This is a genomic window from Hahella sp. NS-SX17 (assembly GCF_057367735.1).
Genome location: NZ_CM170632.1, coordinates 6133851 through 6156442, shown reverse-complemented (window position 1 = coordinate 6156442; position 22592 = coordinate 6133851). Strand labels below are relative to the sequence as shown.

The 22592-nt window shown below is 55.6% G+C and carries 20 protein-coding genes; 7 read left to right on the top strand and 13 right to left on the bottom strand.

Annotated features, from left to right (window positions below; all coding sequences use genetic code 11):
• Positions 1–5: 5 nt before the first annotated feature.
• Positions 6–914: a LysR family transcriptional regulator gene (locus AC2IBB_RS27480; protein ID WP_486329885.1), complete on the bottom strand. Its 909-nt coding sequence runs from the start codon at positions 912–914 to the stop codon at positions 6–8.
• A 124-nt stretch (positions 915–1038) separates the two neighbouring features.
• On the opposite strand from AC2IBB_RS27480, the gene AC2IBB_RS27475 reads away from it, so the two are divergent.
• The 5 genes from AC2IBB_RS27475 to AC2IBB_RS27455 all read left to right on the top strand — a co-directional run bounded on the left by AC2IBB_RS27475 (position 1039) and on the right by AC2IBB_RS27455 (position 7808).
• Positions 1039–1953, top strand: coding sequence for a DMT family transporter (locus AC2IBB_RS27475; protein ID WP_486329884.1), 915 nt, complete (start codon positions 1039–1041; stop codon positions 1951–1953).
• Positions 1954–2082: 129 nt separating this feature from the next.
• Positions 2083–2751: a TetR/AcrR family transcriptional regulator gene (locus AC2IBB_RS27470; RefSeq protein ID WP_486329883.1), complete on the top strand. Its 669-nt coding sequence runs from the start codon at positions 2083–2085 to the stop codon at positions 2749–2751.
• A 32-nt stretch (positions 2752–2783) separates the two neighbouring features.
• On the top strand, positions 2784–4175 hold the full coding sequence (locus tag AC2IBB_RS27465) for an efflux RND transporter periplasmic adaptor subunit (protein ID WP_486329882.1): 1392 nt from the start codon (positions 2784–2786) through the stop codon (positions 4173–4175).
• Positions 4172–7315, top strand: a complete 3144-nt coding sequence (locus tag AC2IBB_RS27460) for an efflux RND transporter permease subunit (protein ID WP_486329881.1) — start codon at positions 4172–4174, stop codon at positions 7313–7315. The genes AC2IBB_RS27465 and AC2IBB_RS27460 overlap by 4 nt, the downstream gene beginning before the upstream one ends.
• 13 nt (positions 7316–7328) lie before the next feature.
• Positions 7329–7808 (top strand): nuclear transport factor 2 family protein, encoded by a 480-nt coding sequence (locus AC2IBB_RS27455; protein WP_486329880.1) that lies wholly within the window; start codon positions 7329–7331, stop codon positions 7806–7808.
• Between the two features lie 68 nt (positions 7809–7876).
• On the opposite strand, the gene AC2IBB_RS27450 is transcribed toward AC2IBB_RS27455, so the two are convergent.
• Positions 7877–8596, bottom strand: coding sequence for a hypothetical protein (locus AC2IBB_RS27450; protein WP_486329879.1), 720 nt, complete (start codon positions 8594–8596; stop codon positions 7877–7879).
• A gap of 496 nt (positions 8597–9092) precedes the next feature.
• Here AC2IBB_RS27450 and AC2IBB_RS27445 point away from each other — a divergent pair, with 496 nt between their 5' ends.
• Positions 9093–9833: a hypothetical protein gene (locus tag AC2IBB_RS27445; RefSeq protein ID WP_486329878.1), complete on the top strand. Its 741-nt coding sequence runs from the start codon at positions 9093–9095 to the stop codon at positions 9831–9833.
• Between the two features lie 270 nt (positions 9834–10103).
• Here the strand turns inward: AC2IBB_RS27445 and AC2IBB_RS27440 are convergent, their stop codons facing one another.
• The 5 genes from AC2IBB_RS27440 to AC2IBB_RS27420 form a co-directional block, all read right to left on the bottom strand.
• Complete coding sequence (locus tag AC2IBB_RS27440; RefSeq protein WP_486329877.1) at positions 10104–10508, bottom strand: GFA family protein; 405 nt, start codon at positions 10506–10508, stop codon at positions 10104–10106.
• Positions 10509–10775: 267 nt separating this feature from the next.
• Positions 10776–12449 carry a hypothetical protein gene (locus AC2IBB_RS27435; protein ID WP_486329876.1) on the bottom strand — a complete coding sequence of 558 codons (1674 nt, stop codon included), beginning with the start codon at positions 12447–12449 and terminating at the stop codon, positions 10776–10778.
• On the bottom strand, positions 12446–13570 hold the full coding sequence (locus AC2IBB_RS27430; RefSeq protein ID WP_486329875.1) for a hypothetical protein: 1125 nt from the start codon (positions 13568–13570) through the stop codon (positions 12446–12448). Before AC2IBB_RS27430 ends, AC2IBB_RS27435 begins: the two co-directional genes overlap by 4 nt.
• On the bottom strand, positions 13570–13833 hold the full coding sequence (locus AC2IBB_RS27425; RefSeq protein ID WP_486329874.1) for a hypothetical protein: 264 nt from the start codon (positions 13831–13833) through the stop codon (positions 13570–13572). Before AC2IBB_RS27425 ends, AC2IBB_RS27430 begins: the two co-directional genes overlap by 1 nt.
• A gap of 9 nt (positions 13834–13842) precedes the next feature.
• Positions 13843–14310, bottom strand: coding sequence for a hypothetical protein (locus AC2IBB_RS27420; protein ID WP_486329873.1), 468 nt, complete (start codon positions 14308–14310; stop codon positions 13843–13845).
• 231 nt (positions 14311–14541) lie between these two features.
• Here AC2IBB_RS27420 and AC2IBB_RS27415 point away from each other — a divergent pair, with 231 nt between their 5' ends.
• A complete protein-coding gene (locus tag AC2IBB_RS27415; protein WP_486329872.1) occupies positions 14542–15306 on the top strand; it encodes a substrate-binding periplasmic protein in 765 nt (254 codons plus the stop codon).
• Positions 15307–15342: 36 nt separating this feature from the next.
• Here the strand turns inward: AC2IBB_RS27415 and AC2IBB_RS27410 are convergent, their stop codons facing one another.
• The 6 genes from AC2IBB_RS27410 to AC2IBB_RS27385 all read right to left on the bottom strand — a co-directional run bounded on the left by AC2IBB_RS27410 (position 15343) and on the right by AC2IBB_RS27385 (position 22498).
• Positions 15343–16113, bottom strand: coding sequence for a heme ABC transporter ATP-binding protein (locus AC2IBB_RS27410; protein ID WP_486329871.1), 771 nt, complete (start codon positions 16111–16113; stop codon positions 15343–15345).
• Positions 16114–16159: 46 nt separating this feature from the next.
• On the bottom strand, positions 16160–17179 hold the full coding sequence (locus tag AC2IBB_RS27405) for a FecCD family ABC transporter permease (RefSeq protein WP_486329870.1): 1020 nt from the start codon (positions 17177–17179) through the stop codon (positions 16160–16162).
• A gap of 6 nt (positions 17180–17185) precedes the next feature.
• A complete protein-coding gene (locus AC2IBB_RS27400; RefSeq protein ID WP_486329869.1) occupies positions 17186–18079 on the bottom strand; it encodes a heme/hemin ABC transporter substrate-binding protein in 894 nt (297 codons plus the stop codon).
• On the bottom strand, positions 18076–19155 hold the full coding sequence (locus AC2IBB_RS27395) for a hemin-degrading factor (protein ID WP_486329868.1): 1080 nt from the start codon (positions 19153–19155) through the stop codon (positions 18076–18078). Before AC2IBB_RS27395 ends, AC2IBB_RS27400 begins: the two co-directional genes overlap by 4 nt.
• A 45-nt stretch (positions 19156–19200) precedes the next feature.
• The gene (locus AC2IBB_RS27390) at positions 19201–20418 is read right to left on the bottom strand and encodes an HmuY family protein (protein ID WP_486329867.1); all 1218 of its coding nucleotides are present in this window, start codon (positions 20416–20418) and stop codon (positions 19201–19203) included.
• 73 nt (positions 20419–20491) lie between these two features.
• On the bottom strand, positions 20492–22498 hold the full coding sequence (locus AC2IBB_RS27385) for a TonB-dependent receptor plug domain-containing protein (protein ID WP_486329866.1): 2007 nt from the start codon (positions 22496–22498) through the stop codon (positions 20492–20494).
• Positions 22499–22592: the final 94 nt, after the last annotated feature.

Sequence of the window (22592 nt, the reverse complement as noted above, 5' to 3'; positions counted from 1 at the left end):
CGAACTCAGCGCGCTAACACATCTTTCATACAGCCGCTCTCGAACGCCTCCAACGTAAAATCGATAAATCGTTTGACGGCGATGGAAGGCGTCAAGCGGCTTGGATAGACTAGGTGATAAGGGGTTGCGCGACCGCGCCAGTCACTGAACAGGTGTGTTAGCTCGCCACTCTGCAGAGCCGGCGCGGCGATATAATCCGGCGTCAGCGCAACGCCTACTCCCTTTAAGGCCAGTTGGCGGGCGCTCTCCAGCCCATTTACTCTGACGATAGGGCGGATATTGATTTCACGCTCATGTCCTTGCGCATTCACTAGTCGCCAAAGGTCGTCAGAGCGATAGGCGATGACTGGCAGCTCACTCAGTCTCTGTAACTCATCTCCCAGCGGGTTTTGCCGCAGAAACTCCGGTGAGGCGACCATGACGCCCCGAATCCAGCCCAGGCGGCGTCCGATGAGAGAAGAGTCGTTCAGCGCAGTAGCGCGGAACGCCACATCGATATTGCTCTTCAATAAATCCAACTGGTCGTTGGACATGGTCAATTCAAATGTTACCGCAGGGTGAACGCGGCGAAACTGATGCAACAGCTCCGGCAGGATCATATTGCCGGACGCCTGCGGCGCAGTGATGCGCACAACCCCGCTGATCTGTTTGGTGAATTCCGCCATGCAGGTGCGTGTGCGGGTGAGAAGCTGCACCAGCTCGAGGCTGTGTTCTAACAGCTTGCCGCCCGCCGCCGTCAGCTGAAACTGGCGTGAACTGCGTTGCACCAGCTTGACGTCATAGATTTGCTCCAGCCGGCTCAAATGCCCACTGACGGTGGATTTGGCGAGGCCTAATTGCTGCGCCGCCTGCGTCACGCCGCCACAGCGCGCAATCGCCTGAAACGTATATAAAAGGTCTGCTTGTTCTTTCATCGTTCGAATTAATGAATGATATGTTCTGGTAATTTCTATGGTTGCAGGCTTTATCGCCATATAGATTGATGGCGTTCGTTCGATTATTGAAACAGCTTGGTCGCCCTCTGGCAAGGAATTACAGATGAATGCGTCAACTCAACAGCAAGCCTCTTTGTCCATGATAAGCGCCATGGTGATGGCGGGCTTTATTGGTTTGTTTGTGGATTATTCCAATATGGATAGCGTCTCCGTGGTGTTTTTCCGCTGCCTTATCGGCGGCGCTGGACTATGGCTGTATTGCCGGGTGCGGGGGACGCCCAGTGGCGTTACCCACGCCAATATCGGCTGGATTGGACTGGCGGGGCTGGCGCTGATCTGCAACTGGCTGTTTCTGTTCGCTTCGTTCGACAGCATCCATATTTCCGTCGCCACGGTCATCTACAACCTGCAGCCTTTTTTCCTGTTATTGCTGTGCGCGCTCTTTCTGCGGCAGAGCGTGCAGTGGTCAACCTGGGGATGGATGCTGCTGGCTTTCGCCGGCGTTTTCCTAACTGCGGAAGTCAGCTTTGGCGGCGCCTCATCCGGCGCCTTGGAGGGAATGGGGCTGGCGTTGGGGGCTGCGTTTTTTTACGCCCTGGCTACGATATTCACGCGGCAGGCCCCCAGCGTTTCCCCGGCTGCAATGGCGGCGGCGCAATTGAGTTTTTGCCTGCTGCCTTTGGGAGCATGGTTGCTGTGGCATGGCGCTGATTGGTCGCAGGTGGACTGGAGATATGTTGGTTTACTTGGAGGGCTCAACTCCATCGCGCAATACGTGCTCCTGTATTTTGCGATATCACGTTTGACGCTTGAGCGTCTTTCTATCCTGTCTTTTCTGTACCCGATTACCACCTTGATTGTGGATATGACGTTCTATGGCATGGAGCTGAATGTGGCGCAAGCAATAGGAGTCGCGCTTATTCTTCTCGCCAACGTTGCGATTCTGCGCCGCAAGGCGCCGCCCAGTGTAAAACGTTGCGTAGCGCAGCCGGCCTGTCGCGAGACGGCGCCTGAATAAAGGCGCATCCTTGTGATGCAGGCTGCGTCATTAGCGAGATTCTTTTTCTCAAAAATACTCCTTCCTGAATCCGATCAATTAATTTATCATCCGATTAAATTAATCGTTTGATAAATTAATTGGCTTTTCATGAGTAAGAAAACTGAGGCCAAAGAGCCTGAAAACAAGCGCGGGCGACCTCTGGACCCGGCATTGCAACAACAGCGTAAAGACGATCTGCTTGACGGCGCCTTCGAACTATTGCGGGAGAAAAGCTACCGCAGCATTACTATCCGCGATATTGCTGAAAAAGCGGGTATGAAGTCCGCGATGATCAGCTACTACTTCGGCGGTAAAGAAGATCTTTTCATCGCTTTGATCGAGCGTATCGGCGAGCAACAGTTCGGCCGCATTGTCGAAGTCGTTTCCCAGCCTGATCCGATTCGCGGATTTATCCGCGCCGCCATTATCAGAATAGTCGAATGTCCGCCTTTGATTACTTTCATCATCGATGAAGTGCTGTCGGAGCGGGGCAGGTTGCAGGATCGCTTTATAGATCTGATGCCCCGGCGCATGGCCATGTTTCTTCCTAAGCTGATGGAGTCAGAACAGAAGAAGGGAAACTTGCGGGCGGATGTAGACCCTAAATGGGCGGCGTTTTCACTGGTGAATCTGATTATCACGCCCTTTATCGGTGGGCCTGTGCGCAGGCGGGCCTGGGACATGCCGGATGAGCTGGTGAGCAGTGACGAATGGATTGAGCATGTCTATCGGATGTTTATATCGGGCTGCGGCGTAGCGCCGAAATCTAATTCTTGAGCTTGACCTGACAACACGAAAGAGGACTGAGTATGAGCCTGGCCTGGATGAAGCGTCGATGGGCGTTGCCTCTGGTAATCGCGATTGGCGTCGCGGTGGCGGTTGCGATTATCAAGAGCCGTCCGGCGATGGAGCATGCGGACAAGGCGCAGCTTCCCGCAGCGGTGAAGGTGGTGTCGGCCAAACGCTACGAAGTCAGGCCGCGCATCACTGGGTTTGGCGAAGTGGCGCCGGATGTGGTGTTGGACAGCAAAGCGGAAGTGTCAGGAAAAGTGACCTATGTTCACCCTCTGTTGAAAAAGGGCTCTATTCTGCCGGCGGGAACGCTGGTGGTCAGTTTAGATGATCGTGATTACCAACTGGCCCTGAAGCAGGCGGAGGCGGATCTGGCGGTCAGTCGCGCCAACCTGGGAGAAATGCGTCTGACAGTGGAGGATGCCGAGCAGGACCTCAAACTGGCGCAGGAAAAGCTGGCCATCGCCAAAAAGGAGCAGGAACGCATCGGGCGGCTGCTGCAAAAAGGCTCCGCCTCGCAATCCAACTACGACGCGCAACAATCCACCGTGCTGCAGTTGCGGCAGGAAACCCAGAAGCTGAGTAATCAACTGCAAACTCTGCCGTATCAGTTACAGGTGCTCAAGGCCAGGCAGGACATCGCTGAAGCGGCAGTGGAAACGCAGAAGCGCAATCTTGAGCGCACCCGTATCACCCTGCCTTTCAATGCCCGCATCACCCGGCTGTCGGTGGAGGAGAGTCAGTTTGTTGGAGTCGGAGCGTCCCTGTATGGCGCGCAGACGATTGATAAGGTGCTGGTCAACGCGCAGTTTCCACTAAGCCAGTTCCGCATTCTGGCGGAGGGATTCGATAATCTGGAGAGTCTGTTTCAGAAGTTTCTGGCGCAGGACGCCGCGAGTAATATCTTCACCGAGCTGGATCTCGTCGCCAGCGTCGCCCTGGCCGAAGACGGGGACATTCACTGGGACGCGAAAGTGGAGCGCATCAGCAATAACCTGGAAGCGGCTTCGCGCACGCTGGGGGTGATCGTCGGCGTAGATAACCCCTATCGCACCGCTCGCCCCGGCGTGCGGCCGCCGCTGATAGAAGGGATGTACGCCAAGGTGGAACTGCAAGGCGCGCCACAGCCGTTTCTGGTGTTGCCTCGGGATGCTTTGCGGGAGCATGAGTTGTATGTGGTGGATAAAGATAATCGCCTGCGACGCATCAAGCCTCACTACAAAACACAAGGGGCCATGCTGTTGATCCGGCAGGGTGACGGCGGGGGCGATAACCTTATTCGCGAGGGCGAACGGGTCGTCACGACTGACTTGTTTCCCGCAGTGGCGGGTATGTTGGTGGCCCCGCAGGAAGATAAGGACGCGGAAGCGCTGATTGAGCAGTGGGCGCAAGGAAGGGGCGCCCTATGATCCGTTTTTTCGCCACGCATCCCACGGCGGCGAACCTGCTGATGGGTTTTTTTATATTCATCGGCGTGATGACGCTGCCGCAGATCAAACGGGAAACCTTCCCGGAAGTGAAAAGCTATGAAGTCGAGGTGAAAGTCCCGTATCCGGGCGCCACCCCGACGGATATTGAGTTGTCTGTCTGCAGGCCGCTGGAGGAAGCGGTGGAAGGCGTCAGCTTCATGGAGGAAGTGCGCTGCGAGGCGCGTAATTCTTTGGGACTGATGACCTTGAAAATGCGCGAGGACGGCGACTTTGACGACTTCATTGATGACGTCAAAAGCGCTGTGGAGGAGATCAGCTCCTTGCCGGATCAGTCGGAAGACGCCGTCGTCAAAGAACTGGGGCGCACGCAAAGCGTGGTGACCATCGCCCTGACGGCGGACCTGCCGCGCAGGGAACTGAAAACTCTGGCGGAAGAGGTCAAGCAACGCATTCTGCGTCACCCGGAGATCCCGCTGGTGGAAGTACAGGGATTCTCTGATCGGCAATTTCAGATTCAGGCTCCGGAAAGCAACTTGCGTCAATACGGCCTGAGCCTGCAGGACATCGCCAATCTGGTGACGAAGCAGGATGTGGATCTGCCTGCGGGAGACGTCAAGACAGACTACCGTGACTACCAGATTCGCTTCAGCGACGAAAAACGCACCGTCACGGAGCTGGAGAATCTGGTGGTGTTGCGTGGCGGCAATGGGGCGGAAGTGCGCCTGGGGGATATCGCCCGAGTTGTCGATGAATTTGAACTGGAGGAGAACAAGTCCACCTTCAACGGCAAGCCTGCCGCTTTTTTGAAAGTATCCAAAAACACTCGTGACGACAGTCTGCGTATTTTGCAGGAAGTGGAGACGTTTATTGCGGAAGAGAGCCGGCGTTTGCCGCCGGAAGTGACCTTGAGTCTGACTCAGGATTACACCAGCGTGGTCAAAGACCGCATCAGTATGCTGAGCAACAACGCCTGGCAGGGGCTGGTGCTGGTGTTCGCGGTGATGTGGCTGTTTTTCGGCGCCCGTTATGCGTTTTGGGTGGTGATGGGGTTGCCGGTGTCGTTCCTGGCCAGCGCTTTTGTGCTGGGGCATATGGGCGTGAGCATCAACATGCTGTCCATGGTGGCTTTGCTATTGGCGCTGGGGATTCTCATGGATGACGCCATCGTTATCAGCGAGAGCATCGGCACGGAAATGCGCAAAGGTAAACGGCCCTTGCAAGCGGCGGTGGACGGGACATTGTTGGTGGCGAAGGGCGTATTTTCGTCTTTCCTCACAACACTGTGCATGTTCACCGGTCTGTTGTTCCTGGAAGGAGATATTGGCCAGGTCCTGGTGGTGGTGCCTATTGTGCTGATCTCGGTGATCACGATATCGCTGGTTGAAGCGTTTTTCATTCTGCCCCACCACTTGCAGCATTCTCTCGCTCATGCTGAAAAACAGGAAGACTCTCGCTTCCGCATGGCGTTTGAGCAGCGTTTTGATCAGGCCCGACAAGGCCTCGACCGCCGCGTGTCGGCGCTGATCAAACATCGTTATGGCTTTGTCGGGGTGGTTATCGCCACGTTCATTCTGTGTGTCAGTCTGCTGGCTTCCGGCGTGATCAAGTTCTCCGCGTTTCCTGATCTGGAAGGGGATATTGTGCAGGCGCGCATCATTATGCCTACCGGGACCTCGCAAGAACGCACTGAAGCGATGGTGGCGCATTACATTCAGGCGCTGGAGCAGGCTGCATCTGAGTACAACGATAAGCAGGATGCGCCCGCAATAGGGGCGGTGACCGTGAACTATGGTCAGAATGCGGACGCCTTCGAAACCGGCCCCCATTTGGCGACCATCAGTGTGGACCTGCTTACTGCAGAGCGCCGTCAATTCAGTTTGCAAGCCTTTACTGATCGTTGGCGTGAGCTGGCTGGCGAAACGCCGGACGTGTGGTCGGTGTTGTTCAAAGAGCCGACGATAGGGCCTGGCGGCCGCGCGATTGAAGTGCGCCTGCGTGGCGATGATCTGGAGTCGTTGTCCCTGGCGTCTCATGAATTGCAGAACTGGCTGGCGGGCTATCCTGGCGTTACCAACCTGCTGGATGATTTACGTCCTGGCAAGCCGGAGTTCACTCTACACATGAAATCCGGCGCCTATGACCTGGGATTGGACGCTCAGACTATTGCGGCGCAACTGCGGGCCGCATTCCAGGGCGTGACCGTGCTGGAGTCGAGCGTGGGCCTGGAGACCTACGAGGTGATGGTGCGCCTGGATGATGAGTCCCGCGACGAGCTGGCGGATTTTGACAACTTCCCCATTGTGCATCCGGTCAACAAAGCGCTGATTCCGCTGTCTAATGTGGCGGAGATCATACCCAGCCGCAGCTACTCGCGCATCAACCGGGTGGATAATCTGCGCACGGTGACGGTGTATGGCGATGTCGACATCGGCCTGAACAACACCAAAGCGGTGATCGGCGATATGCAGAAGCATTTCTTGCCGCAACTGCAGCAGCGCTACCCAGACATTCAGCTGAGTATTCTGGGGGAGATCAAAGAGGGCGCCGTCACTCAAGGTTCGATGAAACTAGGGTTTCTGATGGGGCTGGTGGGAATCTTTATTCTGTTGAGTTTTCAGTTCAAATCCTATGTGGAGCCGGTCATTGTCATGCTTAACATCCCTTTGGCGTTTATCGGCGTGATTGCGGGGCATGCGGTGATGGGTATGGATATCACTATGCCGTCGCTGCTGGGGTTTGTGTCGCTGGCGGGCATTGTGGTCAATGACTCCATTCTGCTGGTGGAGTTCGTCAAGATGCGCGTGAGGCAGGGGATGGCCGTGCATGATGCGGCGGCGAAAGCGAGCCATGACCGCTTTCGCGCGGTGCTGCTGACCTCTCTGACCACGATGGCGGGCATGACGCCGCTGCTGTTTGAAACCAGTCTGCAGGCCCAGGTTCTGATTCCGTTGGCCACCAGCATCGTGTTTGGCGTTGGCGCATCCACACTTTTGGTATTGTTTGTCATCCCTTGTGTGTATACGATTCTGGAAGACTTCGGTCTGACCAGGGCGGTCGTCGGCGAACCCGAGGAGGAGTTTAAGCTGGCGCGACATCCGCCGACGCTTATACAAGAATAAAAGGACAAAATGTATGCACCCTAACGCCGAACTGGTGACCCGTTTTTATGACGCCTTTAAGGATAAAGACTATCGAACCATGCAAGCCTGCTATCACGAAGAAGCTGAGTTTCAGGATGAGGTATTCACTCTTAAAGGCAAGGAAATCGGAGCCATGTGGCATATGCTGTGCGAACGGGGCGCGGACCTGTCATTGCACTATCATCATGTCGAAGCCGATGAGCAGAAAGGTTCCGCCCGCTGGCGCGCGGGCTATACCTTCTCCACAACTGGCCGCTATGTGCTCAATAAGCTGCGCGCCGAGTTTGAGTTCAAAGACGGCAAAATATATCGCCACCGCGATCGCTTCGACTTCTGGCGCTGGTCCCGTCACGCGCTGGGCGTAACGGGTTGGGCGCTGGGCTGGTCGCAAATGTTGCGGGATAAAGTGCAGGTCACTGCGGATAGAAACTTGCGGCGATTTATTGAAGGAAACCCTGAATACAAGGCCTAGGCGCCGTGATGAAAAGCGTCACCGGGAAAGGCGACGCTATGTCTTGTGTGTAATCGCTATCTATGGGCTTATCTGAGCATGCTGTTGCCATTTCGGACAACGCCAGCTAGTCCGGGCACCGTTGGGGCGCGCATGCGAACCGGGTTTTGCACTATGTTATTACTGCGGACAATATGTATGTCGACATATTTAGTGTTGTCGTGTTGCTTAGGGACTCTATATCTGGAAACCAAGTTGTAGTCGAGTCTGTCAGTTAACTTTTTGGACAAGGGATAGAGTTTATTCTCTCTTAAATTATTTCCTTTAATGTGCGCACTGCCCGCCACGACAATACACGCCCCTCCATCTCGTAAGGCATCTCTTATATTTGCCGCCATATATTCTTGTCTCACAACTCCCGGACCTCCTGGATCTAAATGTCTTAAGCCTTCGGTTAGCTGTCTTGAGTCGAACCCTTTGGTGTCCCAATTCTTCTTCATTGCCGTTTTGGCGCAGTCAATCATTGCGTTGGCGACATTGGCGCCCCAGGTGCGACGACCATAGTCAGTTACATAATTCGTAAACCTTTGCAGATAATGCATGGTATGGTTTGTATTGAATGAGTCAGGAATCTCGAAAAGCATTTTATTACGACGTGCGGACGCTCTATTCTTCTCGATCACTCTGCTGGCCAATTCAAATGCATCTGTCTGGCTGTGATCGTCGCTAATTAGAATTACAAAACCATTAATACAGTTGAGGTTCATCTCTCTAACTGCGGTATCCGTATTGATAATTGCGCCCGGCATTATGCTTCTCCTTTTTTTAATAAAATGAAAATGTATTTATAATTTTTTATGGTTGATTGCTAATGCGACATTTATTTCAGTAACCCGTAAATTTTTTCTCATATAACTTTGTGCCTACGCATAGATTTGGCTCAGATAGGAGCTTGCTTGCAGCGTTTCGGGGGCGCTCTGTTGTGTCGTGTCTTATTAATCAGGCAGACCTGCAACGACAGGGCCTGCACACGTCAGGCCCTGCCTCCCGCGGCTAGTCGCCGCGCAAGCGCATCCATGCGCCACGCTAATAATGTCTGTAAATTCATAAAGACTGCTACTCAACAAGCTAATCTAAACACCATTTATAGTGACTGCTCGCATAACGATTAATGTGTGCGGCGTTATGGCGTGAAGAAAGTTATTGTTGGACTAGGCATTATTGCTTATAAGGGAATCATTCTCATAGGCCGCTTTCCCGAGTGAGGAATACATAACAACATTGAACTACTCGGAGAGTTAAATCATGGTTTATACAGTGAGATTTGAAACCATGGGGAACGCAGCCCCATTAAACAACGGCGAGCAGACTAAGATAAACGACGCATTAAGGCTTCTGGAGAATGTATTGGCGGAGTCGATTGCTGTTCCCAAGTGCCGAATGATAAATAAATGGTTTGGCAGCGGGAATATCAAGGCAGTGACTGAAGGCTTGAATAATATGCATAAATATTTGACAAGGAGATGCACAAGCCTGACCTTTGTATCCGCGCCCAGACACCCAAATGACTATATCGGGTGGGTCAAACCGATGGTTAAAGTAGGCCTGAACCCCTACGATTCCAATTTTGACAACCAGTTGGGACAGTCTTCCAATAGAAAAAATGACAACTTTTTCCACGGCCATAATAACAACGCACCGCAAGGCAAGAAATATACAGTCAACGAAACCTCGGACACCTTCAGAGGCCACTGCGGCTACGTTAACGTTCAGGGCGGCTTACGTATTTATTTAAGCCCTGGATATCAAAGCGGAAACTTTGACGCCAATGATATAAATGATGAACTCTGGTTTAAATTCCGTTGTGTCGCTCACGAACTTAGTCATCGTATTCTTGACACTATTGATGTTGCATATGGCGAGTATGAATGTGTCAGGCTGACGCTTGGGTCCGATAAACGGACGCCGCTCAGTAATGCGGATAACTGGGGACTGTTTCTGGCGGATATATATAAATTCCGTAATTTAAGATCTTTGCCTCATTAAACAATAAAGTAATATTTTGGGAGTGTGTGGCAACTCATCACTCCCATTAAATATTTCTTGTTGACAACTCAGAACGCCACCGCCCAATCGTATGTTAATAATCCGGCGCATGGGCGCGCCTGTTAGCCGCGGGAGGCTGGCCCTGCCGTTTCAGATAAGCAGAAGGAAGCTCTTTGTCTGCCTGATTAATAATACACCGAGCTATCGTCAAGTTTATTCACTTTACTATTTACTTCTCTAATCTATTCCTGAGTTGAATTAGTCGTTGTCTCAGCGCCCGGGCTCATGCGCTTCATACCGGGGAAGCTGGGCGTCCAGGTCGTCCCAGTTTGCTTTGGAGGTGACGAAGTTGTGGGAGAGGGGGCGTTCGACAATGTCTGAATCCAGAATTCCGAGACGCAGTCTCACCCGGTCAGGCGCTGCATCGTTTGAACTGAAAACTGGAGAAGCGCAGGTCCGGCAAAAGTGGCGTTTGCGTCCGGGCGCCATTTCAAAAAAGGCCAGATGCTCCGCGCCTTCCTGAACTATCAAGTCCGCCGCATTTACAAACCCATTGGTGGCGTAAGCCGTGCCGCTGCTCTTCCTGCACTTGGAGCAATGGCAATGAATAATCGACTCAATCGGCCCCTGGATTTCAATTTTGACCTGACCGCAAAGACAGCTTCCTTTGTACATATTGTTTCCTTTGTTTTTTGAGCTTTTAGCATTGATTTCTGTTACAGGAGTTTAAGCAGTCAGCATTCTGCGCATGCCTCTTTCTTGGTTATCGCATTGGAGAGGACGGTTTAAAAGGTATTTGTGAGAACTGCTTCCAATCACTTTGAAGCGGGTGTTCTGTTCTTTTAATTTGTCTGGTTCTCTCAGTGTTTCATGCGTGGGTTGGGTTCCGTTGAACCGCTTTGAAGACGGCATCACGTATTTGATCGTCATGAATCTTGGACGCTACTCCCCTAACTCCTGCTCCACCGGATACCGGTTAAACACGTTAAAGTGCCCATACAGGTATTTGCTGGGAAAGTCGGGGGAGATGACGACGCCTTTGGCGAGGATGCCTTGTTTGCCGAAGCGTTGAGTATAGGGCTCCAGGTAGAAGGCGACGGTCAGTGGGGTGCGGGAGAGCTGTCCCAGTGTGGCGCTGTAGGTGACGGTGTTGATGGTGACCTCCTTGCGCAGTTTGGCGTAGTCGGGGAGCTTTATTTCCCGTAAATCCAGGTTGACGGCCGGTGGCGGGGCGTTTTTGTCATTGTTGTAGGGCTGGCGATATAGCGCATTGCGGTATGCGGCCATATAGTCGCTCAGGACATCAAACAGATAGCGGCTGAATTTGTCCCAGAACGGGCCCACTTGATCTGGATTGGCGCCGACCAGCCAGTTCTGCTTCTCGGTGTACAGACGGCGTTGATTCTCACGGTCGATGCTTTTATACAGCAGCGTAGCGAACAGCTTCTGGTTTTGCTTGCTCCAGTCCGACTCCAGTGGCGTTGGTAAGGGCTGTTGTTCGACCACATGACGGTAGCGCTGATAGTTTCGCCAGGTCTCATATCGGGCCAGCGCGCCGAACATGACGTCCGCTAATGAGGTGATTTCGCTGGGGCGGAATGAGCCGTCCTTAATGGTTTTCAGAGACGTGTCCAAATAGGCCTGCATCTCTTTTTGTTCACGTTCGTAGATGTCTGACGCGCTGTCTAAAACCGGGGTGGGATACTCGTGTCGACCGGCGCTGAGCTGTTGAGCCCCGTTGGCGATTTCGCTCATGTCATGCAGTTTATTGAAAAAGCCGACCAACCATACGACACAGACCAGAATACAGGCCCCAGCGGTGGCGAGATGTGCGCCGGTGACGCCTGACTTTCCGCGCCGGTGATCCGGCAATAGCATTAATACGGAAAGACCCGCCAGACTGAACAAGCCCAACAATCCCACCAGCATGCTGTAGCCTTTGCTTTCTGCGTAGAGAATACAGCCGCGCAGCAAAACGAGGTGGCCAATGAAAAAGGGGAGATAGCCCAGGTCAATGCCCGCGGAGTAAAGGAAGTTGATCTTCAGCAGGTAGCTATCGGAGACAAATACAATGGTCAGTATCAGGCCGGCCCAGGACAGCCACTTCGCCGCCCGTTTTTGCTCCTGGTCCGCCTCTTCAAGCTGGAACGGCTCCTCCTGCGGTTGCGCAGGCGTGCTTAGAGGGGGGTGCTGGCGCTCCTGCATCTGGCGGTACTTTTCCAGAATAATGCCGCAGTCCAGACATTGAGTGGCGTCGATATTTAGGGACTGACACTTAGGGCAGCGAGGGCGGGTGTCCGCTTTAAACGCCGTGGGCGGCGTTGTCGCCGCAGGCGTCAATGAGACGGCTGTTGGTTTAAGCTGAGCTGACTTGGAAGTGGCGCCGCCCGCTTGCTCTTTCACCGCGCCGATAGCGCCGACCTGGGCGAATTGTTGCTGATAGGACTTGGCGGTGAACTCGTTTAACCCTTCCCGCAGAAAGATCGCCTCGCCGTTGAATAATGGCGCCAACGCTGCGGCTTCAGTTTGAAACAGTCTGGCCAGCCCGGCTTGAGCTTTCGCTCGATCCACGCCGGATGAGAGCTGTCCCCGAAACTCAAAGGAATACTGCTTCATACCAAAGGACTCCTGAGCAGGCAGGCGCAAAAGGCGAGCAGACGCAATTTTTCCTGAGGGGACAGGTCGGGTTTGCGAATTTGTGCGGCGGGCTCCGGCGTGAGGTATACCAGCGCCGCCAGATTGCCTTCATGGTCCAGTACCGCCATAGCGCTCTGCGGGTCCCAGGAAGGGGAGGGCGCAGACTTGGCGCGTTTGCGCTTGAGGAAATCAAGGACTTTCTTCGCGTGCCCCAAGTATTCGGCGACGGGGCCTAAAGCGGTCTCTTCCACCAGCTTCTCCTGAATCTTGCCCAACGCGTCCTTGCCGCTCTCGTGGACGCGCACGGCCTGACGCCATTCATAGACCATTGCGCCTTCCGCATCCGTCAACGTTGCGCACTGCTGCTTGCGTTTTATCACGCCGAGGCTCCGTTGTTCCGCATCCAGCAGGCGATGCTTTTTCGCGCCGATCCAATAGACGGGAAGCTCCTGCTGATAGATTCGATGCGCGCCGCGAGGATCTGAAATGGACTGCAACATACGTGGTTGCAGGAGCCGCGGCAGACAGACGATGGCCAGCAACAGGAAAACGATGCTGAGCGCGCTGGCCAGAGCGCCCCATTGCAGATAGTGCGTCATCACCCGCAAAAGATGATTCTGCAGGGTCAGAGCCAGTCCCGTTGATGCCAGCACTAACGCCAGGGGGCTCCAGTAAGCATTGTGATTGACGATGCGGGCGACGGGCGTCTCAGACTCATTCGATATCCTGAGGGATTCGGAAAAATGAACCAGATGCGGCGCCAGCTTTCCCGCTTCGAACAACAGTATTGAGTTGTCCGGCTGTTCTGAGACCGGGTCCTGATGAACAGCCTGCAAGCCTGCTTGCAGACAGGCGGGGTTCAGTTGCAGCGCCAGCTCCGTGAGCAAGCCAAGTTGATGCAGCTTTGTTTGCCAGCCCTGAGCCTGTTTCCAGGTCAGGTTGCTTTTCAGTTTCACCGGCGCGCCGGCGAATATTCTGGCGGTCATGGCGTCGTTCAAGCGTAACTGAGTTTGTAAGTTACGCTGTACCTGAACAAGTTCCTGGCCGCTGGCGAGCTTGCCGCGAGTGACGATCTGATAGGTTTCCACGTCGCTCTGCATCACTTCGCCAAATTGCTTTTTGCATTGAAAAACAGCAGGCCGACCGCCTGCAATAACAACGCGCATCCCAGAAGGCCGACTGGCCACAGGGAGGGCGATTGGTCCATCGCGTCATAGGAGCCGCCATACGCGGATAATGCAGCGGCGACCCAGAGACAGGCCGCTGCGGCTTTCACCTTGTTACCGAGTCTGGTGTGGCGCGACAGCGTGTTGAACCACGACGGATGTATGCTTTTCGTCAATGACGGCTTACTACGACTCATGGTGAAAAATCAACGAGAGGAGAGGGCGTGAAACAGCTCTTTCAGCAGATCTTTTTCTTCCGCGATGATGCGTTCGTTGAATTTGTAGGGATAGCGATTGACGCTGGCGGCGGCGATGTCCAGACAGTAATTCATCATAGCCTGCTTGCTTTCCATCTGATCCTGATGCCTGGATTTGTTCTCCATACGGTCCAGGCATAACTCCCTGAGTTCTCGCAGCATCTCGGGATCAGGGCGGGTTTGCGTAAAGCGGTCCAGAAACTCGTTGATATCGTCTTCGGAGATAAATTCGATGTCAGGCGACTCGCGGCTGACCCGACTCAGGTGCTCGATGGTGTAGCGGTAGAGAATTTTTACCTCAGCGTCCTGGCAGCGGCCGTCCGCCCAGATCATTTCAATCAGGGGAATCAGCTCAAGCAGGTAGATGTGAGACTCCTTTAAGCCGTGCTTTTGTAAAAAATTGTCAAACCCTTCCACTACAAATTCCTATTTTTCCAATCTCGGTTAAGGACGTTTTACGCCCGAACTCATGCAGATACGCGATATTATAGCTCTTATTCTGAAACTCGCCTGCATTTCGCCACCTTCAAATGCGCATCTTGACGCGTGCGTCCTCACTGGCGGCTTTGACGTCTTCTGCTAGCCTTACTTTCGATAACCAATAATCGGTCGCGGAGTTCTCCGTGGTTAAAAATGAAAGGTAAAAAAATGAAAAAGACGTTATTCAACCGCCTGATGAATGTGCTTGTGTTGTCCGCTGCGCTGGTTTTTTCCGGCGCCAGTTCCGCCGAGAAAGTAACCCTCGCCAATGGCGAGTGGGCGCCTTATTTGTCGGAAAGCTTGAAAGAATATGGTGTGATCTCCGAAGTGGTGAAAAAAGCGTTCGCCAAAGAAAATATCGAGGTGGAGTATGTCTTCCTGCCTTGGAAGCGAGGCTATGAAGACGCCAAAAACGGTAAATTGAACGGGTCGCTGATCTGGAGCCGTACCGAAGACCGGGAAAAGGATTTTGACTACAGCGATACCGTTATCGATCTGAGGACAGTCGCTTTTTACAAGAAGGGCAGCGGTTTTGACTGGAGCGACGCGGCGTCGATGAAAGGCAAAAAGCTGGGCGGCGTCACAGGCTACAGCTACGGTTTTGATGAAGAGGAAAAGTCTGGACTGGTCAATATTGAGCGGGTTTCCAGCGCGGACGCCAACGTGAAGAAATTATTGGCGGGACGTCTGGACGCCTACATGGAAGACCTTGACGTAGGCAGCGAACTGATGAATGGCATGGGCGTGATGGATCAAGTTGAAGTGCACCCCAAGCCGATCAAAGAGAAGTCTTACCACCTGATTCTGAACAAGACGCAACCGGAAAACAAAAAGCTGATGGAAGCGTTCAACCGCGGATTACAGGCGCTGAAGGACAGCGGCGAATACGACAAAATGATTGAAGCCTCCCGCCGCGGCGAATATAAAAAATAACGCTAGTCTCGAACCGCCGCGCAGGTCGTGGCGGTTTCAGTCAATCATCACCATGGGGCGCTGCGTCACCGGGTGAGGCAGGATGCGGCTGTCCACCTGATACACCTCTCTGACATTCTCCTCTGTGATCAATTGCTCCGGCGCGCCTTCCGCTACGATACGACCGTGATTCATCAACAGAATTCGGTCCGCGTACTGCGACGCCAGGTGCAGGTCATGAAGGATGCAGAATACACCGACGCCTTTGCCCGCCAGCTTGCGCGCCATTTTCAACAGCGCGGATTGATGCTTCAGATCCAGGGCGGACGTCGGCTCGTCCAGCATTAAGTATTGCGCTCCTGCGCCGACGCCCGTCCACAGCTGGGTGAGGGCGCGCGCGATCTGCACCCGCTGGCGCTCGCCGCCGGACAGCTGCTGATAATTACGTTGCGCCAGATGACCGGCGTCCACTTCCTCCAACGCTTCCTCACTCAGGCGAAAAGGGTCGCCGCCAGAGGCGGTGCGTTGCGCGCCCATCAATACGACTTCCATTGCGCTGAAGGGAAAGTCGAGATGCACGGACTGCGACAGCACCGCCCGCCGGCGGCTTAATTGACCGAGAGTGAACTGATGGATGGGTTCGTCATCCAATAATACATGACCTTGAGAGGGAGGCAGGTCGCCAGCCAATACCTTTAACAAGGTGGATTTGCCCGCTCCATTCGGCCCCAGCGTCACTACCAGTTCGCCTGGGTTCAAGCGGAAGTTGATCTGCTCCAGCAAGGTTTTTTCCTGGCGGATAACGGATACGGCGAAGGCGTGAATCATAATGGACTTCTCTGACTTGCTGGGTAGTTCTGGGTAGCGGACTGCATCACGACCGCACTCCGGATTTCCGGCTTAGCAGCAACCACAAAAAGAAGGGGCCGCCGATCAGGCTGGTTAGTATGCCGACTGGCATTTCCGCGGGCGCGAACAGGGTGCGCGCAAGGGTATCGGCGGAGATGGTCAGCGCGGCGCCAAATATAGCGGAGGCGGGTATCAGCACGCGATGGTCCGCCTTCCAGAGCAGACGCACCAAGTGCGGCGCCACCAGTCCCACGAAACCGACGATGCCGGAGACCGCCACGGCAGCGCCCACGGCTATGGCGGAAAGCGTGATGACGCGAGTTTTCAGTTTATCCGTATCCGTGCCGAGATAGCGGGCTTCCTGCTCGCCCAGCAGCAGTCGGTTCAAATCGCCCGACTGGCGCATTAGCAGACCTATCACCGGGAGCGTGAGGGTGAATGACACGCCTACCGCTGGCCATAATGCGCCGCCGAAGCTGCCCATTGTCCAGAACGTCAGTGTGCGCAATTGCTCATAAGTACTGATATAGGTCAGAAAACCCACCCCTGCGGCGCACAGAGCGTTGACGGCGATGCCGGCCAGAATCAGGTGCGCTACGCTGGAGGCGGCGCCAAGCTGACCGACCTTGAAAATCAACCAGCAGGTCGCCGCCCCGCCGATGAACGCGGCGACGCTGAGTCCATACAGGCCCATCCAGCCTGTGCTGAAAGGGGACAGCACAATGACCAGCGCCGCCGCCAGGGCTGATCCGCTGGAAATGCCGATCAGCCCCGGGTCCGCCAGCGGGTTGCGGAACAGCCCCTGCAAGGCGGCGCCGCTGACCGCCAGCGCGGCGCCGACGATGCCCGCCAGTAGTACTCTGGGCAGGCGGATATGCCATAGGATCATCCAGTCCTGACTGCTCAGGTCGAAGCTGAACACGGAGCGCCAGGTAAGAGAGTAAGCGCCCAGCATCACGGCGCCGAGAGCGGCGGCGGTCAGACTGGCGCCCAGCAGTAGCCAGACGCGGATGGGTTTATGCTGCATGGCGGATAGGGGTTGCACGGGCGGTTACTCCATCCAGGACTGACGAAGCTGTCGGGCTGCGATCACTGTCCGTGGACCGAAACCCAGCAGCAGAAGTCCATCCATGGCGACGATTTTGTCATTGCGTCCTGCCGGTGTTAGTTTGACGCCGGGAATGTCTCGCATGGCGTCGATGCCGCCGGCCTGCTCCATACCCAGTGTGGTGGTCAGGATCAGGTCCGGTTGCGCCTGCGCCAGAGACTCCGGCGTCATGGGTTTGTAGCCTTCGACTCCCTGTAGCGCGTTTACTGCGCCAGACAGGCGGATAATGTGGTCCGCCGCCGTGTTGGAGCCCGCCACCATCGGCGCGCCGCCGCCGTGCTGAAGGATGAATATCACCCTGGCGCTGCGTTGGTTTTGCGCTTTCTCCTGCTCCAGTTGTTGCTGTTGCGCCTGCATGTCGGTCACCAGTTGATCCGCTTGAGGTTCGGCGCCAAGCAGATACCCGATCTGGCGAATATTGTCGTAAACCCCGTCCAGATCCTGTGCTTTGGGGACGGTGAACCAGGTGGCTCCGGCGCCTTTCAATTGTTGCAGAACGGAGGGAGGACCCGCGTCCTCACTGGCCAGCACTGCATCCGGTCGCAGCGCGAGAATACCCTCGGCCGAGAGAGAGCGTTCATAGCCTACTTTCGGCATATTCTCCGCATCGGGAGGGTAATAGCTGGTGATGTCGGAACCGATTAATCGCTGTTCTTGCTCTAGCGCATACACGACTTCCGTGACAGCGCCGCCAATGGACAGGATGCGTTGCATGCGCTCTGGCGCGGGTGACTGCGTCGGCGCGGCGGCCTGAGCCGCTACGCCGGCGAAGCACAGGAGCGCGGCGCTCGCCAGGCGAACGCTCCAGCCTCGAAATAATGGAGTCCCGCCGCTCATGACAGGTTCTCCACCGACGCCACCAGTTCGCGCCACTCGGTCAGCTCCGGCTTGCCGGGTTTACGAGCGCCGAACAGGGTAAGCACCAATTTACGATCATGGTTGAAACATTCCAGGGAGGTCACTACGCCATCGCTGGTGGGGCGGCGCACCGCCCAGCAGCTAGCCAGCTGCTCTGTATCCAGATGCAGGTTGAAGTCCGGGTCCAGCACGTTGAACCAGGGGCCGGTGCGTAACAGTTTGTTGACCGTTCCAGTATGGATCTGCACCACGCCGTCGTTGCCGACAAAGACCATGATCTCCAACTGGCAGTTGGCGGCGAAGCGCAACGCCTGCTCCATGGCGTCCGTCGGCAGGCGATGGGCGTATTCCTGACCCGCCAACTGCAACGCCTCCAGACGATCAATACCCAGTTTGCTCAGCATGGCGTTGAAGTGGTGGACGTCTTTCAACTCCGACCAGGGCAGACGCACCTCGTCTTCCGCCACTTTGCCTGCATTGGGATAAACGGGCGGCGTTTTCGTTTCAGGTACGAAAAACAGCTCCGCATCGCTGGCGAGATGAGCGTCTATCCACTGATTCCAGGCCGCCATGTCCGTGTGCTCGGTGGCGTATATCTTGTGCGTCGCCGTCCCAGTGGCGTCGAAGAACTGAATGCTGCGGCGGGGATTTTCATCAGCGCCTTCGGTAACGGCGTAAGCGTGACGCCAGTGTTTGAAAAAGACGCGCAGGTCGATCTCGCCCAGACATAAGCCCATGACCCCCGCCGCATTGGCCTTGAAATCATGGTAGACGCCGTGACGCTCATGTACGGCCTGGTCGTTGCGGGTCAGCGCCATCACGCGTCCTACAGACTCGATGGAAGTCAGCATCTCCGCGAAGTCGCCGCCAAGGGGCTGTACGCGCTGTTCCATTTGCGTCAGTAACAGCGCCAGCTCGCTCACTCCCAATTGTTCCGCCGCATTGCGGATGCGTAGACGGGGTTGCTCCCGCCGCATTTGCGTCCAGGATTCTTTTAACCCCTCGACAGGTTGCCTGAGCGCCTCGTCTCTGCTGAGAACCGCTTGAGCCATCATGTATTCACCTCGTTAATTGTGCTGTGGTTCCTGTGGAATAGCGGATTATTTGGCGACTGGCGTGAAGCGGATATTGGGATGTCCGCTTTCTCCCGCGTCGGAGTAGTAGTTGGTGATTTGCAGTTTGTACTTGGTGGCGTCATCGCCGCCGTTTTCAGTTTCAATCACGTAGACCCGGTAGTTGGACCAGATTTTGTGCTGGCCTTGCAGGTTATACGCGTACCAGGGCGACGCTTCGAAAATGCCTGCGGTGGCGTCGGCTAGGTAGTGCATGCTGATGTCCGCGCCGGTGTCGGACTGCGTGCCGGATACATAGTTATTCAGGTCAGCCACGGGAAGAGGGCCGAAAGCGCCGCCAGCGCCCGCGCCGGAAGGGCCGCTGTTGGTCCAGAGAGTCCAGTTGAATCCGCTGATTTCCAGTTTCAGGTCCCAGTCTGCGCCGGCGCAGTCAACGGTTGCGTCAGCATCGAAATCAAAGCACTGGCTGCCGCCGCTGACCGGAACAGAGGCGGCGAAAGTGGCGTTGCCGGTAAAGCCCGCTGCATCGGAAGGCTGTACGTCAAAACTGAAAGTCACGTCCAGATTGGCGCCAGGGGTATAGGTCAACGCAGTGGCGTGGAAACGGGCGTAGCTGGCGCCGGAGTTAGAGCGCAGCAGCCAGCCGTTGGCGTCATTCAGGGACACGGTGTGAGTGGAGATATCGTAGTTATACCAGCCCAGGTCCATGACATTGCCGGTTCTGTCTCCAGAGGCGGTAATGGCGCTCAGCACGCTGTCGCTGGTGAAGGTCAGATCAGCGGTGTTCACCGCCGCGAGCAGGTGCTCTTCTTCTGAGTCTGGCGTGGCGTTGAGGAATACGTTGGCGTTGGGATCGCCGCTATCTGTGTAGAAGTCCTGTTGCGCTGCAGCGAGCGCGCCGCGCACCTGACCGGGGCCTGACGCGCCGCCGTTGAGCACGACGCCAGTACGGCGGAAACCGATATGCCAGTCGGTGGAAGCGGCGGCTTCCGCATCCGTCAACGTTAGCGTTTGTCCGGTGGCGAGGTTGACGTAAGCGTATGCGTCGCGGCTGCTTGCGTCGACGATCAGCGAACTGTAGTCGGCGTTGGAGCCGTTATCTGGCGTAGAGCCGTTGTCGCCATTTGTTGGCGTGCTGTTGTCGGGATCGCCGGAGCCTCCGCCGCTGGAGCAGGCGCTGAGCAATATCAGAGCGGCGGCGATGGCGCCGGATTTAACTGCGAGGGTGGGGGAGACTGGTTTCATAGCGTTGCCTTTTTGTGCTTTTGGTGTGTGTTGGTTATTAACGTATTGCTGAGTTGTGTCCGGGGCGCAGGCGTCAGCCTTTGATGCGCACGCCCAGGTAGAAAAATCGTCCTTCGTCCGGACGGAAGTCGCTGGCGTCGCTGAAATCCCGCTGGGTATCGGTGATATTGTCGACGCCGCCGAACAGGGTGACGCCCCAGGACAGAGGCTGGTTCACCTTGAAGTCGAACGTGCTCCAGGACGGCGACTCCATGGAGCCAGCGATGTCAATGAACTCCCGGGATTGAAATACGCCGTCCAGAGACAGTTGTGTCCCCCATGTAGGCAGGGTGTAGTCAGTTCCCAGCTTTACCTGGTGTCGCGGGCGCTTCGGCAATTCCAGGCCGGTGCGTTTGTCCTCGCTGTCCATCCAGGTGTAGCCGCCATGGACTTTCCATTGCTGGGTCAACGGATAGGCTGCGCTGATCTCCGCGCCCATGGTTTTAGCCTCGGCGATGTTGGTGTAGCGGTGTACGGAGACTCCGTCCCCCCGATCCGCTGTCGCTTCCGGGTCGAAGGCGGTTTCGATCAGATCGGTGATGTCGTTGTAAAACAGATTGAGATCCGCATAAGCGCCTTGATCACCGTAAACGCCGAATCCCAACTGATAGCTGGTGGACTTTTCCGGCTGCAGGTCTGGATTGCCCAACACCATGTACCCCAGGTGGCTGTGATCGAACACGTAGTAACGCTCTTTCAGATTGGGCACGCGATAGCCGCGGCCTACGCCGCCGCGCAGAAACAGGGTCAGGCTGTCTTCGCGCATCAGTTCGTAGCGCGCATTAATCTTCGGTGCGGCGTAAGAGCCAAAGTCGCTGTCCCGTTGCAAGCGCACGCCGGGGGTGATTTCCAGACGGTCGTTAACGAAGTAGTCGTCCTGCAGGTAGAACTCGACGCTATGGCGGTCTGTTCCAGCGGGCACTTCCACCAGGTCGTCGTGGCGTTGCTCAAGCGTCTCTTCAAAACCTTCCAGGCCCGCGGAAAGCAGGTGGTCGTCATTCAAAGCGTAGGTCCAGTCCAGCGTCGCTCTGCGGGTCTCCATGCTGGCGCTGCGGCGGTCTTCCTTGGCGGCGGTGGCGATGGCGTCCTGATAGGTGACGTTGTCGAACTGCTCTTGCAGCAGGCGTCCTTTGAAGTCTCCGGCGGCGGTGCGCCAGGATGCGGAAGCGCCCAGACGAGTGCGTTCCGCCTCTTCTTCTTTGACCTTACGAATTTCCTTACCGGCGGCATTGGCGGAGATACGGTTATTGAGGTCTTCGCGGTAAAAGCCGCCCAGCAGTTCATAGGATTGATTCTGATCGGGACGCCAGCCTGCGCGGGCGGACCAGTCGGCGCGATCGCCTTCTGCGCCTTGAGTGGTCCAGTTTTCCGGCGTGGCGTCGAAGCCATCGCTGTCTCGGTAGTCCAGGCTGAGCGCGCCGTACCAGGCGCCTTCACGGCCGGACAGCCTGGCGGAGGCCCGCCTTGCGGCGATGTCTGCGGTGTCGCCGCCGATATTGTCCTGGCCGAAACTCGCGCCCTCGGCCAAGGCTTCGTAGTGCAGCCCTGGCTCAATATCCCGGGTGATGATGTTGATGACGCCGCCCATGGCGGCGCTGCCGTACAGCGCGGAGGTGGCCCCTTTAACCACTTCAATGCGTTCGATATTGAGGCTGCCGATCTGGGTGACGTCGACGCTGGAGCCGGTGCTGGCGGCGACGGGTTCGCCGTCGATCAGGACTTTGACCCGATTGCTGTCCAGTCCCTGTAACCAGACTTCATAGCCGCTTTTACCGTGGATTCTTTTCAGCAGCAGACCGGGAACGTCCTCCAGCGCCTCTTTGACATCGCGGGCGTGCTTGCGTTCTATATCCTTCCGCGTCACCACTTCCGTGCGCACGGGCGTCTCCATCAGCAGCTTTTCGCTACGGGTGCCGGTGACGACCACTGTGTCCAGCAGGGTTGCGGATGCCGTCTGTTCTCCCAGCGCCCGTTGAGGCAGCGCGAGAAAGAGGGGAACAGACAATGTGATAACGAGATAAGGGTGAGATATATGCGACACAAACGACCACTATCGACAATAAATGATAATGATTATCATTTAATAAAAAATAGAAGCTGTCAATAATGATTCTTATTTGCGTTTGTGGGAATGG